This is a genomic window from Pantoea sp. SGAir0215 (assembly GCF_043543215.1).
In genome coordinates, this window is the sequence record NZ_CP028031.1 from 864,491 (window position 1) to 878,357 (window position 13,867).

A 13,867-nucleotide genomic window follows, 5' to 3' on the forward strand; every position below is an offset into this window, starting at 1 on the left:
ACTGGCGCGCTGGATCGCGCCAGTGATCTACGCGTCGATTTCCGGACTCGCGCACGGTGCAAAGCCCGTTCCTTAACGACCACTGTAAGCCTGGGTAACCTGGCGCGCTTCCCGAATGACCAGCGCGCCCAGTTCGGTAATGCGATCGTCAGTCATGCGGGCAATTGGACCCGAAATCGACAGCGCGGCAAAAGGCTCGCCGTGTTCGTCATAAATGGGTGCCGCCACGCAACGCAAGCCGAGCGCATGCTCTTCGTCATCGAAAGAAAATCCACGGGTACGTATTTGTGCCAGGTTAGTTTTCAGGCTCTGCGGAGACATCAGCGTATTGGGTGTGTAGTAATGCAGGCCCTTCTGGTGCAGCAGCGCGGTCACTTTGTCGTCGCTGAGATGGGCAAGAAAGGCTTTGCCCGCTCCGGAAGCATGCATGGGCAGCTTGCCGCCTATCGGTGCGGACATGCGCATGAGCTGCGTGCACTGTACCTGGTCAATAATGACCGCCTGGAAGTCGCTCAGGTCCAGCACCGCCAGATTGACCGTTTCGCCCGAACTCTCCATCAGTGAACGTAACACCGGATGCACCAGCGCCAGCAGGTTGCGGCTCTGCAAAAAACTGCTTCCAACCACAAACGCATGCGCGCCGATTGTCCAGAAACCCAGATCGCCCACCTGGCGTACAAAGCCCTGCTGCTGCATTGTGGTCAGCAGACGATGGGTGGTCGAGTTTGGTAAACCCGCCTGTTGTGCCAGTTCGGTAAGTGCCACGCTACCCTGTGAACTGGCGATCAACTCCAGCAACGTCAGCCCCCGTGTCAGTGACTGAACCTGACCGCCAGCCGGAGCGGGAGGTGCCGACGTGCTGCGAGGTTTTTTACCGCGTTTGGCGGCAACAGGCGTAGCCATAGAGTCTCTCCTTTCACATAGTGGAAACCATTTTCGTTTTAATCACCGTAAATGCAAACGCTGGTGCGCTGGTCAGACCTGCTCTCCGTCTCCGCAATCCGCCGGGCCTGACCGGATGTGAAGGCACACGCTGGAATGAAACCTGTGGGGGTAATTTGCGATGTGATCAGGCGCGTCAAGGTGAGGCAGATATTTTAGTCATCCTGCCAGCCGCTATGTTGCGGTGGCGCAAAGCCAGCGCGATCGGGTGGAAGATTATGCGGCTGTAAAAACACGTCGGTGAGCGGCGTGGCGCGCGGGCCTTTCAGCTGAGGACGACGCAGACACAAAAGAAGGCAGCCCGCAGGCTGCCCTCTTTATCAGTTGAACCGCGCATCGCGATCCGAGGTCATGTCATACAGCTGGTACTTGCGTCCCAGCATCTGACCGCCATCGCGGGTGAGCGGAACCCAGTTAATCTGCGCACGGCCACGCGTTGGCGTCACGGTAAACAGATCCATTGGGATGGAAATGTAGAAACCTTTCGTAAAGTCGCCTTCGCCGTACTGCTGAGAGGAGACATTGGTTTTGGTCGCATAGACGCCGACCATGACGCCGCTGTCGAAGCGTTTAGAGACATCCAGCGTGACGCCTTTATCCTTCGCCAGATACTGGCCGATACTGGCCTTAACCAACACATCTTCCGCAAACCACGGCCGCCAGTAACCTGTCAGGTTGCCGGTCGGGGCTTCGTAATGCGTAAACCGCATCATGTCGTTCCAGTCACGCTGGCGCACATAGTTGGCGTCTACGCCCACCGCCCAGTTGCTGTCCACCGGACGATAAAGCACTTCGCCCCCGACACCACCGTACATGGTTTCCAGATAGCCGCCATAGACCTGGCCGTAGAAACCATTGCCCAGATAATCCATGTAGTTAGCCTGCAGATCGTTGACGTAAACGTTGTTCTCAACGTAGTCACGAATATGCGTACGCACGCGGGGCAGGGTGGAATCGGCGGGGGCACCGTTGTAATTGAATTTGTTATAGTTATTTGCCACGTTAGCAAACAGGCTGCCACTGACCAGCAGATGATTGGTCAGCCAGTAATCGACGTTGCCCATGACGCCGACCTGATACAGATAAAAGCTCTCCGGGCCGCCGACAGACTGATTGAGTACCGGAGACAGACCGTAATCCAGGCGATCTTTGCGAATAAACATCCCCTGCTCGGTCTGACCCGGATCGACCGGATTTTTGCGTACCTGCTGCAGAGACTGCTCATGTCCTAACGGGTAGCCAGTCAGATCATTACGCAGGCTGGCAACGGACGTTTCTGTCGTCACCTGCGGCATATTGAAGCGCGACTCTGTGACGTTAATCGTATCGATGCCGTCCGGCAGGTTGTTCATGATGATACGATTGGCGCGGTCGACCCCTTCGCGGGTATCGCGATATTTGGTCTGCTCGCCCGATACATACAGCGTATTGCCTTTGGTCTGGATTTTCGGGCCCGCCAGGCCTGCGTCGTACTTCAGCGCAGACAGCTGATTGCCTGTCACCGTGGTCTCCAGCAATTTCGGCTGCGGATGCGGATCATAGGCCGGTTTAGGGCTGTCGATATGATCCTGATGCATATCGTTAAAGTTAGTCCGGATGGTAAAGCCGAACATAAAGGTATTGCCGCGCTCATAGCTGGCATTGATATCCGCCCAGTCAGTTACGCGGTAGATCGCACCGACGTTAACTTTACTGCGCTGCGGCAGGCGTCCGGCAAAATCATCTTTATAATCATTGCCTTCATATTCCACTTTCAGGCGCAGCGGCTGCCACGGCGTTTGGTATTCAATACCGCCGAACACGGCAGAAGGGCCGTGAAACATCTGAGAACCGTTAATCGAGCCAGCCTGTCCCACGCCCGGGCGCTGACAGAAGCTGTCGCTGTAAGAGCAGAAGGGGTTGGAAACGGTTCCGCTGTTGCCCAGATAGCCCCAGCCAAAGCCCAGCGTAAAGTCAAAGGGCCCCCAGGCTTTGGTGGCGACCAGATATTCACTGTCAAATAAGCCGGTACCGCCAAGATCGCGCGTACCGAACGAGACTTCAGGTAACCAGTATCCTTCCTGCCACAGCCGCAGTTTCAGATCGAAGGCTTTATCTTTATAGCTTTGATTACCACTGAAACTCTCTACCGCACTGTAACGTCGTGTCCGAACATCGGTGTAGCGCACAGTCGTTTCCAGCCAGGGGAAAAGCTGTAATGAGGCGGAATAGTAGCGATACTGGTCATTATCGCGGAAGTTAAGGCTGAATTCGCCTTCTCTTGCCATTCGCGCGGTCGGTACCTGCATCAGCCCTACGCCGCCGAAATCAGACTGTGACGGCGTGACGGGCGCCTCATACATTTCCGCCTGCGCCTGGCAGGCGCTTGCTACTGAAACAGCCAACAGGCTGAGAAGATAACGTTTTTTCATCAGTCTGGTATCCGGTGAGTCAGAACAGAAACAAGGCGGCTATTCAGATCGTCAAAGGCGCCTGGCAGGCTCCATGAGGAAAAGCCCACAAAAATAATGCTGCCAGGTTCAGGTTCGACATGGCGATGGTTCCAGTAAGCAATCGGGACGTTCTGCGTCGTTCCGTCTGGCGCAATCACAACCGCGAAATTGCGTTCTGCGCCGGCCAGCCGTGGATGGTCATGCAGGTATTCCCGCACGGACTTGCCCGGTTGCCAGGCTTCGCGTCCGGCTCCGGCAATCGCGCCCAGCAGCAGCACATGATGACTGGGCTGAGTGAGATAGAGATCATAACGTCCGTCCAGGCGGCGGTTGTCTGCTGAATGCAGCCGGATGCGATCAGGATCCAGCGTGACGAACTGACGGCCCGTCACCTTCATGTTGCTGAACTGCCGAATCACCGCGTCAATGGCGGCGGCTTGTTCACCACTGCTGTCGGCCCGCCAGGTACGCAGCGCGGCCAGGGCCTGCTGATACTGCTGCCGGGCCTGGGCTGTCGCTCCCTGCTCAGCAATCACGGCCCGTCGCCAGTCGGTTCGGGCCATTAATGCGGGCTGCGTCACCAACTGCGCCAGATTTTCGACCTGATTGAGCTGCACGCTGGCGGTGTCCTGCGGAGCATGGACGGTAACCTGACCTGCGGCACGGGCACCCAGACTGGTAAGCAGGCTCACGCCTGCCAACAATAGCGTTATTTTTTTCATGATTTCGCCGGTTTCAGAATGGTGATTTCAACAGGGAAGGTATCGGCAGCAAGCATCTGTCGGGATTGCACGACCTGACCGCTGCTGTTATCGATCCAGAACGTGTTTTGCCACTCACGGCCAAGGCTGTCGATACGTAACGCCTCATGCCAGACGCGGCAGGGGATGCGGTTTCCGGCAATCGTCAGAACTTCATCATCGCCACGCTCGAAAGTGGAACTGACGGTGGCGCTCTGGAATTTGCCCTGCCCGGTCCACTGCACAATCCGCGTCCAGTGCTGGCCGTTGGTCAGCGACAGGCCTTTCGCCAGCGGATCCTGTTGCAGGTTACTGACGTTCATCAGGTTGTCGGGCAGGCCCAGCGTTTTAATCAGCCTGCCGTGGGCCGTTACCAGCATCGACTGGTCGCGCGTAATCCATTTTTGCTGGCCGTTTTCGTTGTAACCCAGCACGACAAAAATGCGTGGGCCGTCATTAATGCGTGCATACAGGCTGGCGTAGGGCAGCGCATCAATTTCCTGAGGCGTGACAGTGACATCTTTTGGCCCTTCGATGGCCATTATCACCGTCTGTTCGAGTCCTTTTTGCGTTTGTGTACAGGCCTGCAGCAGCAGGCAAACGAGCAGCAGCGGAAGTTGGCGCACAATGTGTCCCTGATAAATGATGCCAAAGTAAAAATAACCACACGAATGTGTGGTTATGATTAATGCTCCCATACCTCTGTTCTTTCAGCTGCCGACACGCTGGCGTCCTCGTCGCAACACACTCACCTGCGTAAATGCATCACGACTCACACGTTCGCGGCCTTGCTGCAGCCTAAAGAATCAGGGTACCCATCAACGTGTGGTGCCCGTTGTGGTCGTGGTAGTTGTACCCGTATTTGCCCCGTCACCACCGCCAGAAGCGGCAACGCCGAGTCCTACTAACGCGCCGAGCACGCCGATACCTACAGCGGTAGTCGTACCTGCGGAGATTGTCCCCGCCTGTGCGCCTGCTGCGGCACCAGCTTCTTCCGGTGCCGCATAAGCGCTGGAAGAGACGGCGACGAGTAATGCCAGACCGGCAATCATGCGTTTTTTCATAACAACACCTACATTGGTTGAATGAAGGATTGCTATCCAACACATTCGCGAAACAGAATAAACGGTTATCGCAAACCGAAGGACAGACCCATTATGGGCGCGTCCAGTATAGGGCAACAAAATACCAGAGTTGAGTAGTCTTAAAACCTGGTAAATGACGCGTAAAAAAACGGGGCAAATTAAGCGGATTCAGCGTTAACTTATTTTAAATTGGTGGATTTACCGTGAAAGGCCGGATATTTGTCTGTGAGTAAGAGGAAAGCAAAGCGGTTTCTACTTATTTAGTATCTTTTGGTACGGAATGAGAATAATCGGAATTACCTGAATAAGCGTAAAATCCAATCACCTTATAAAACAAGAGGTAAGAAGCATTGGCTTACCGTTTTAGATCCGGTTTTTAGTAGGGTGATGCGCTCTGCGCAGCGCGAGGTTCAGAATTGCCGCAGTGCATTTTAAGAATTTTCCAGTCTGCCAGCAGGCTTTTCAGATAAAAAGCAGCGTGCCCGATCGTGATGACAAAAAAAAGGCGGCCGGCAGGCCGCCTCTGTCACTATACGATTAGCGCCATTTCTTGTAGCAGTTAATTAAGGCGTTAGTCGAACTGTCATGACTGGTAATATTACTGTCATCTTCCAGCTCCGGCAGAATACGGTTAGCCAGCTGTTTGCCTAATTCCACGCCCCACTGGTCAAAAGTGAAGATATTCAGAATTGCCCCCTGGGTGAAGATCTTATGCTCGTAGAGCGCAATCAGCGCGCCCAGGCTGAATGGCGTGATTTCGCGCAACAGAATTGAGTTGGTCGGGCGGTTCCCTTCAAACACTTTAAACGGCACGATGTGCGCGACAGATTCCGCCGATTTACCCGCATCAGTAAATTCTTTCTGCACCACTTCGCGTGACTTACCAAATGCCAGCGCTTCGGTCTGAGCAAAGAAATTCGACAGCAGCTTAGGATGGTGATCGGCCAGGGCATTGTGGCTGATGGCAGGTGCAATAAAATCGCAAGGTACCAGTTTGGTGCCCTGGTGAATCAACTGATAGAACGCATGCTGGCCGTTGGTGCCGGGTTCACCCCAGATAATCGGGCCCGTCTGATAGGTCACCGGCTGGCCTGTGCGATCAACGTACTTCCCGTTCGACTCCATATTTCCCTGTTGGAAATAGGCTGCAAAACGGTGCATGTACTGATCGTAAGGCAGGATAGCTTCGGTTTCCGCGCCAAAGAAGTTGTTATACCAGATACCAATCAGCGCCAGCAGAACGGGGATATTCTTTTCGGCTGGCGTGGTAGAGAAGTGCTTATCCATGGCATGCGCGCCACTCAGCAACTGCTCAAAGTTCTCAAAACCAATCGACAGAATAATGGACAGGCCAATGGCCGACCACAGCGAATAGCGGCCGCCGACCCAGTCCCAGAACTCGAACATATTGTCGGTATCGATACCAAATTCGCCCACGGCTTTAGCATTGGTGGAGAGCGCAGCAAAGTGCTTCGCAACGTGTTGTTGATCGCCGGCCGTTTTCAGGAACCAGTCGCGTGCGCTGTGCGCATTGGTCATGGTTTCCTGGGTGGTAAAGGTTTTTGACGCCACCAGAAACAGCGTGGTTTCGGGGCTGAGGTCTTTCAGCGTTTCGGCGATGTGCGTGCCGTCAACGTTGGACACAAAATGCATGTTCAGGTGGTTTTTGTACGGGCGCAGTGCCTCAGTCACCATAAACGGCCCCAGATCGGAACCGCCGATACCAATGTTCACCACATCGGTGATCGGTTTGCCGGTGTAACCTTTCCAGTCACCGCCAATAATGCGCTCGGAGAAGCTTTTCATTTTCGCCAGCACCGCGTTGACTTCAGGCATCACATCTTTGCCATCCACCTTGATTGGCGTATTGCTGCGGTTGCGCAGGGCGACGTGCAGGACGGCGCGATCCTCCGTCCGGTTAATTTTTTCGCCCGAGAACATGGACGCAATCGCGCCGCTTAAATCGGTTTCTTTTGCCAGGGCCAGCAGTTTATCGAGCGTCTCCTGCGTGATGCGGTTTTTCGAGAAATCTACCAGCATCTGGTCGTCAAAGGTGGCTGAGAATTTAGCAAAACGATCGGCATCCTGGGCAAACAGGTCGGCGATTTTCGCCGTTTTCATCTGTTCATAATGCTCTTGCAGCGCTTTCCAGGCTGCGGTTTGGGTCGGATTGATATTTTTCATGGCAACACTCTTGTTGATATTAAGAACCGTCATTCCATCGGGGTCGCATCGTACCCGGTTAGCATTTCAGTATGACCACAGTTGCAACTGAAAGGAAAAACTTTGTCAGTGCGATGGTGTCAGCGCACGAATACAGCCCGTTTCGCAGTGGATGATGCGGCAATCATTCGGACTGTTTCCATGGGCGAAAGGCTGAAAAGTATGGCGCAACGGCAGCCCACGAACATTGTGCCGCATCAGAATGTGACGACGTTGCTGAAGCCATTTAGCACTGTAGTCGCAGAGATTAGGCAAAATTTGTTATCCGGTGCGCTCTGCATGAAAAATTGTCCCGTGACGGTCATTGACAGCAGGGCCAGAAATCGCTAAATCTATGCGCGCTACTTGCGCACCTGTGCGCAAGCCAGAAGAGGCGCGTCGACCAGGCAGTGTGTTGGAGGAACCGTATCCAGAGATAACACATCAGGGGGAGCGACGCCGAGGTGGTCAACATCACGGTGTGTTGGCTGTCGGCTACAGGGGCTGAATCCCCTGGGTTGTCACCAGAAACGTCCACAGTCGGACGTTTCGCAAGGTGGAGCGCTTCTGGGTGACTCGTCTATTCGATTTTACCCGTTTCTGCTCTTTCCTTGTGCTTAGGCTGAATTACTGTTTCTCATCTCTTAACGGGTGAGGGCAACGTATCCTGACACGAGGTCATACAATGTCTCTGAATCTGAATGTAGCGAAATTTGGCGGTACCAGCGTTGCCGATTTCGATGCCATGAACCGTAGCGCCGATGTGGTGTTGCAGGACAGCAATACCCGGCTGGTGGTGCTTTCTGCCTCTGCAGGCATCACCAATCTGCTGGTCTCCCTTGCCGAAGGTCAGGAGACATCGCAACGCGCGGCGCAGCTCGATGATATCCGCCGCATTCAATATGCCATCATCGATCGCCTGAACAATCCAGACGTTATCCGCGATGAAATCGACCGCATTATCGACAATATCGGCATGCTGTCTGACGCCGCCGCTCTCGCCACCTCCAGCGCCTTAACCGACGAACTGGTCAGCCACGGCGAACTCATGTCGACTCTGCTGTTTGTCGAGATCCTGCGTGAGCGCGGGGTCAATGCGGAATGGTTTGACGTGCGTAAAGTCATGCGCACGAACGATCGCTTTGGCCGTGCGGAGCCTGATGTCGCCGTACTGGCCGAGCAGGTCAGTGTGCAGTTGCAGCCGCGCATTGCCGCCGCTCTGGTGGTCACGCAGGGCTTTATCGGCAGCGAAGAAAAAGGACGCACCACGACGCTGGGCCGCGGCGGCAGTGATTACACGGCCGCACTGCTGGGTGAAGCATTAAACGCTGCGCGCGTGGATATCTGGACAGACGTGCCGGGCATTTACACCACCGATCCGCGTGTAGTCCCTGCGGCTAAACGTATTGATGAAATCACTTTTGAAGAAGCGGCTGAAATGGCCACTTTTGGTGCCAAAGTTCTGCATCCTGCCACGCTGCTGCCCGCTGTCCGTAGCGACATTCCGGTGTTCGTCGGCTCCAGTAAAGATCCTGCAGCAGGCGGTACGCGCGTGTGCAATGAGACGGCGAATCCGCCGCTGTTCAGAGCGCTGGCGCTACGTCGCAAGCAAACCCTGGTCACGTTGCACAGCCTGAATATGTTGCATACGCCGGGCTTCCTGTCTGAAGTGTTCAATATCCTGGTGCGTCACAACGTGTCAGTGGATCTGATTACCACCTCGGAAGTCAGCGTCGCGTTGACGCTGGATACGACCGGCTCGACTTCAACCGGCGACCATCTGCTGAGCCAGGCGTTGTTAACCGAGCTCTCATCCCTGTGTCGGGTGGAAGTAGAGGAAAACCTGGCGCTGGTGGCCATAATCGGCAATGAACTGTCGAAAGCCTGTGGGGTAGGTAAAGAGGTGTTTGGCGTACTTGAGCCCTTTAACCTGCGCATGATTTGCTACGGAGCCAGCAGCTATAACCTCTGCTTCCTGGTGCCAGGTGACGATGCGGAAAGTGTGGTGCGTACGCTGCACCACAACTTGTTTGAATAAGCGCCGCTGACATCAAAAGAAAGCCGGACCCTGTCCGGCTTTTTACTGACCGGCTGTGATGCCGCCGGACATCATTCCACGCACGTCGCTGATTTTGCTAAAAGGATGTTTGTTGATGCTTGCCACCTTAACCCGTCTGTTCCCCCTGTGGGCCGTCCTGTTGTCTGTCGCGGCTTACTACTCGCCCACCACCTTTCTTGGCATTGGCCCGTGGGTCGCGTATCTGCTGATGCTGATTATGTTCGGTATGGGCGTCACGCTGAATATCAATGATTTCAAACGCGTCTTAACCCGTCCGGCACCGGTGCTTGCAGGTACATTCCTGCACTATCTGGTGATGCCCCTGGCGGCATGGGCGCTGGCAAAACTGTTTAACATGCCGCCCGATCTGGCTGCCGGGATGATTCTGGTGGGCAGCGTTGCCAGTGGAACCGCCTCGAACGTGATGATTTATCTGGCAAAAGGCGATGTGGCGCTCTCGGTGACCATCTCCTCGGTGTCCGCGCTGGTCGGGGTATTTGCCACGCCACTGCTGACCCGTTTTTATGTGGATACGCATATTCAGGTTGATGTTGCCGGTATGCTGCTGAGCATCATCAGGATCGTCGTGATCCCTATCGGGTTAGGGTTGATCATTCACCACACGTTTAACGGTCTGGTTCGTCGGGTAGAGCCTTATCTTCCCGCTTTTTCAATGGTGTGTATTCTGCTGATCATCAGTGCTGTGGTCGCCGGTAGCCAGAGCTTTATTGCCTCGGTTGGCGTGATGGTGATCGCCGCCGTCATGTTACATAACGCCATTGGTCTGCTCGGCGGTTACTGGGGCGGCAAGCTGTTTGGCTTTGATGAATCCACCTGCCGCACGCTGGCGCTGGAAGTGGGCATGCAGAATTCAGGGCTGGCGGCGACGCTGGGTAAACTGTATTTCTCGCCACTGGCTGCACTGCCGGGGGCGTTGTTTTCCGTCTGGCACAACCTTTCCGGTTCCCTGCTGGCGGGCTACTGGTCCGGTAAGCCCACAGATAAAAAGCCGTCATCCCGTCCCTGAGAGACACAGTGCGCAGGCCAAACGGCCTTCGCACTTCCTTTAGTCATAATCCCGCTCATCGTCAGGCTGCTCCAGAACCGTGTAAGCGACCGCGCAAAACAGCGAGTTCAGACGCTTCATATCGCCCAGCAAGCCCAGGTGCAGCGAACTGGTTTCAATGCTCTGAATGTTCTGCTGATGTAACCGATCAACATGCGAGTGTGAATAGCGGCGTATTTTCAGGCGAAAGCGGTGTTTGGCGCGGCGTAGCCGCTTAGCGCTGGTAACATCGTGAGATAAAAATACCGACAGGCTCAGCCGTAGATTCGCGATAAGCTGCTCATGCAAGGCTTCCAGCTCTTTCAGGCCCTCGGGCGAAAAGGTTCGCCGGGCAGCCAGAGATTTATCGGCGACGTCCCCGCTCATTCGCTCGATAATGTCACCGGCCTGCTCCAGATTCAGCGACATTTCTATGATTTGCCCCCAGCGGCGGGAATCCTCCTCTGATAAATCCTCTTTCGGCATGCGCGCCAGATAGAGTTTGATGGCGGTATACAGGACATCCACATCATCATCCAGCCGCCGTACCGTGCGTTCTGCCCGCGACTCGCCGCGCACCACCTGCAGAAACGTATCCAGCATCTGCTCCAGCACGTCGCCCATACGCAACGCTTCGCGCGCAGCATTCACCAGCGCCAGAGCGGGCGTATCCAGCGCGCTGCTGTCAAGGTGTCTGGGTTTTAGCGTGACGTCACTTTCGGCATCGTCCGCAATCAGTCGACGGCACAGGCGTGCCATCGCATCGGCAAAGGGCACCATGATAATGCAGCGAAACAGGTTGTAGAAAACGTGAAAGAAGATCACCAGCTCTTCGTCATTAACGGGCAGTTTATCCAGCCAGCCCGCTACGGTTTCAACAAAGGGCAGAATTATTACACAGCCCGTCAGCTTAAACAGAAAGCTGCCCATTGCAACGCGTTTCCCGGCCGCATTGGATCCGCTGCCGTTAATAACCGCCAGTAAGCCGCTGCCCAGGTTCGCGCCGATCACCAGGCACAGGGCCACCTTGAAGGCGATCACGCCTGTGGCGGTCAGTGTGGCGGTAATCAGCACAGCGGCGAGACTGGAGTAGCTGATAATGGCAAAGACCGCTCCGAGCAGAGCGTCCAGCATTACGTCACCGGTTAAACTGGAAAACAGAACCTGCACGCCAGCCGCCTGGGTAATCGGTCGGGCGGCTTCAACAATCAGCTGTAGCGCCAGCAGAATTAACCCCAGACCTATGCTGGTCCGGCCAAGCTGACCTGCCCGGCTTTGTTTGCGACTCAGGAAGAAAACCACGCCAAAAAAGATAAACAGCGGGGAAAGCCAGGAGAGATCGAATGTCAGGACGCGCGCCATAATGGCCGTACCGACGTCAGCGCCCAGTATCACCACCAGAGCGGGTGTCAGGCTGACAAGATTTTGAGCCACAAAAGAGGTCACCAGCAGCGTGGTGGCATTACTGCTTTGCACCAGCATCGTTACGCCGATACCGGCAAGAAACGCCATCGGCTTCTTTTCCACGCTGCGACTGAGCACCCGGCGCAAATCGGCCCCGTAGACGCGCATAATGCCGGAGCGCGTAATGTGCGTGCCCCAGACCAGAAGCGCAACGGCAGACAGTAAGTTAAGCAGGGTTAACACGTAACGTTGCTCCTCAACCATCAGGCTTACGGCATGACAGATTGCCAGCCTGATGGAGAGCGCAATCTGCGAACATGGCTGCCGGACGTTGCGAACTTTTTTCCAGTGTTTTAAATGACCTGCGCAGCGTCGGCCCCTTTAAATGTAGACCACTCTGCGGATACCTCACGACAAATCCGGCTGGCCTCAGGCGGACCTTTCCCGCCGCGCGCGGCCGGTGCGCTTTTTTCTGTGGTCAGTGAAGGGCATGGCGACAAAGTCAGTACGGCAGGTGTTCAGCGGAATAACGACAACAGAAGGACGGGTTGTGCCGTTCGCCCAACCCGCCAGACCCGGGGCGGCAGTTTACTGTATTCCTGCCGCCAGAAGCGGGAAGAGGGTCAGAGCGAAACCTGTGCCAGCAGATCGTGATGCACCGGCTTGTCATGAGGAACGCCGAGCAGTGTACACAGCGTGCCGCAGAGATCGGTTTGTTGCAGTTCCAGTCCAGGCTTTAGCGAGAACCCGTCACCAAAGACAAACAGGGGAACGGTCGTTTCCTCCGGCAGCATGCCACCATGTGAGCGGTCGTCGTTCATGCCATGGTCAGCGGTCACCATCACCTGATAGCCTTCTGCCAGCCAGCCAGGCATCCATTGCGACAGGTAACCATCCGCCATGCGTGCCCGGTTACGATACTGGGGCGAGGACAGGCCATGTTGATGACCGGCATAATCGATATTCATCGGATGGATGAGGAGGAAGTCCGGGTTGTGCCGCAACCTCAGGCTCTCGGCATCTTCAAACAGGTGCGAATCGGGGTAACTGTCGTCAACGTAAAAGTGCCCGAACTGGACAGGCAGGGCCGGCGCTTCGGTATGACGATCGCGCGCAGGCACGAAAGGGCTGCGGTTGTAAAGTTCACTGATCCAGTGATAAGCCGCTGCGGCGGTGGTCAGGCCCGCATCACGCGCATAGTGAAATACGCTCTGTTCGTGACTCAGGCGGTTTACCCCGTTGTGGATGATTCCACTTTGCACAGGCGCAACCCCGGTCAGAATGCATTCATACAGCGGACGCGACAGAGAAGGCAGTGCACAGGTGAGATGATAATAATGCCCTTTACCTTGCGCACATTCTGCGTGCAGATAACCCATCGCATGATGGGCAACGTGATGGCTCAGGCCGTCCAGAATCACCAGAATTGTTTTCATGTTGTCCTCTCTTGCTGCGGCGTCTTCACGCCACAGGGGGCGTTTGTCTGCGTCTCTGACGTCGGGCTGTTTTAACGCCGCCAGCGCAACGCCGTCCGGCCGTATCTTAATAGTTGAGTAAGTGCACACTAACCTAGCGTAATCCCGTAACCGTTAATGCGGAACAGATTAAGCCTGGCCGGGCATGAACGCCGCTGTTGGCTGCGCGGAGGCCAACGCAACGTGCCGCCTCAGGACGCTTATCCATTGAGTCGGGTATGGAAGCGGGCGCTAGCTGACTGCCGGGGTTGAAAAACCGAGCCAATGTAAATGTCGGATGTGAAAACCGTATGACAGGACGGCACGACGGAGTGGGTCTGCCAGCCGATATGCTCGGTCTGTCCGGTTTGCTTTCATCAAAAGACAGGTTCGTACGGTCCCGGCGGTATAACCCAGGATGCCGGGGCTGGCATTCCATCGCGCAGTCTGGTGATTTGAAAGACGCTGTTAAGTAAGCCTGACGGCTATATTGTGATTTACGTC

The 13,867-nt window shown here is 55.4% G+C and carries 10 protein-coding genes and 1 riboswitch; of the genes, 2 read left to right on the top strand and 8 right to left on the bottom strand.

Translation table 11 applies throughout. The features are described from left to right. Positions 1–72: 72 nt before the first annotated feature. The 6 genes from iclR to pgi all read right to left on the bottom strand — a co-directional run bounded on the left by iclR (position 73) and on the right by pgi (position 7,383). Positions 73–903: a glyoxylate bypass operon transcriptional repressor IclR gene (gene iclR, locus C1N64_RS04145; RefSeq protein WP_039339083.1), complete on the bottom strand. Its 831-nt coding sequence runs from the start codon at positions 901–903 to the stop codon at positions 73–75. Positions 904–1,262: 359 nt separating this feature from the next. Next, the gene (locus C1N64_RS04150; protein WP_006121538.1) at positions 1,263–3,353 is read right to left on the bottom strand and encodes a YjbH domain-containing protein; all 2,091 of its coding nucleotides are present in this window, start codon (positions 3,351–3,353) and stop codon (positions 1,263–1,265) included. Beyond that, on the bottom strand, positions 3,353–4,096 hold the full coding sequence (locus tag C1N64_RS04155) for a capsule biosynthesis GfcC family protein (RefSeq protein ID WP_367143492.1): 744 nt from the start codon (positions 4,094–4,096) through the stop codon (positions 3,353–3,355). Before C1N64_RS04155 ends, C1N64_RS04150 begins: the two co-directional genes overlap by 1 nt. Further along, positions 4,093–4,740, bottom strand: coding sequence for a YjbF family lipoprotein (locus tag C1N64_RS04160; RefSeq protein ID WP_006121542.1), 648 nt, complete (start codon positions 4,738–4,740; stop codon positions 4,093–4,095). The genes C1N64_RS04155 and C1N64_RS04160 overlap by 4 nt, the downstream gene beginning before the upstream one ends. Positions 4,741–4,932: 192 nt before the next feature. Beyond that, on the bottom strand, positions 4,933–5,178 hold the full coding sequence (gene yjbE, locus C1N64_RS04165) for an exopolysaccharide production protein YjbE (RefSeq protein ID WP_006121543.1): 246 nt from the start codon (positions 5,176–5,178) through the stop codon (positions 4,933–4,935). A gap of 558 nt (positions 5,179–5,736) precedes the next feature. After that, entirely contained in the window at positions 5,737–7,383 is a 1,647-nt protein-coding gene (pgi, locus tag C1N64_RS04170) for a glucose-6-phosphate isomerase (protein WP_033738948.1), read from the bottom strand. Positions 7,384–7,782: 399 nt separating this feature from the next. After that, positions 7,783–7,976: riboswitch (Lysine riboswitch) on the top strand. 110 nt (positions 7,977–8,086) lie between these two features. On the opposite strand from pgi, the gene lysC reads away from it, so the two are divergent. After that, entirely contained in the window at positions 8,087–9,439 is a 1,353-nt protein-coding gene (gene lysC / locus C1N64_RS04175) for a lysine-sensitive aspartokinase 3 (protein ID WP_006121545.1), read from the top strand. Positions 9,440–9,554: 115 nt separating this feature from the next. Further along, complete coding sequence (gene panS / locus C1N64_RS04180) at positions 9,555–10,487, top strand: ketopantoate/pantoate/pantothenate transporter PanS (RefSeq protein WP_039339079.1); 933 nt, start codon at positions 9,555–9,557, stop codon at positions 10,485–10,487. Positions 10,488–10,526: 39 nt separating this feature from the next. Here panS and C1N64_RS04185 read toward each other — a convergent pair whose 3' ends face one another. Together C1N64_RS04185 and C1N64_RS04190 are read right to left on the bottom strand one after the other, a co-directional pair. Then, on the bottom strand, positions 10,527–12,152 hold the full coding sequence (locus tag C1N64_RS04185) for a Na/Pi cotransporter family protein (RefSeq protein ID WP_006121547.1): 1,626 nt from the start codon (positions 12,150–12,152) through the stop codon (positions 10,527–10,529). Positions 12,153–12,532: 380 nt separating this feature from the next. Next, positions 12,533–13,345 carry an alkaline phosphatase family protein gene (locus C1N64_RS04190; RefSeq protein ID WP_205952482.1) on the bottom strand — a complete coding sequence of 271 codons (813 nt, stop codon included), beginning with the start codon at positions 13,343–13,345 and terminating at the stop codon, positions 12,533–12,535. Between the last annotated feature and the right edge of the window lie 522 nt (positions 13,346–13,867).

Coding starts and splice junctions, on each gene's coding strand:
- C1N64_RS04150 (WP_006121538.1), bottom strand. CDS start 3,353: ATGAAAAAACGTTATCTTCTCAGCCTGTTGGCTGTTTCAGTAGCAAGC.
- pgi (WP_033738948.1), bottom strand. CDS start 7,383: ATGAAAAATATCAATCCGACCCAAACCGCAGCCTGGAAAGCGCTGCAA.
- iclR (WP_039339083.1), bottom strand. CDS start 903: ATGGCTACGCCTGTTGCCGCCAAACGCGGTAAAAAACCTCGCAGCACG.
- yjbE (WP_006121543.1), bottom strand. CDS start 5,178: ATGAAAAAACGCATGATTGCCGGTCTGGCATTACTCGTCGCCGTCTCT.
- C1N64_RS04190 (WP_205952482.1), bottom strand. CDS start 13,345: ATGAAAACAATTCTGGTGATTCTGGACGGCCTGAGCCATCACGTTGCC.
- C1N64_RS04155 (WP_367143492.1), bottom strand. CDS start 4,096: ATGAAAAAAATAACGCTATTGTTGGCAGGCGTGAGCCTGCTTACCAGT.
- lysC (WP_006121545.1), top strand. CDS start 8,087: ATGTCTCTGAATCTGAATGTAGCGAAATTTGGCGGTACCAGCGTTGCC.
- panS (WP_039339079.1), top strand. CDS start 9,555: ATGCTTGCCACCTTAACCCGTCTGTTCCCCCTGTGGGCCGTCCTGTTG.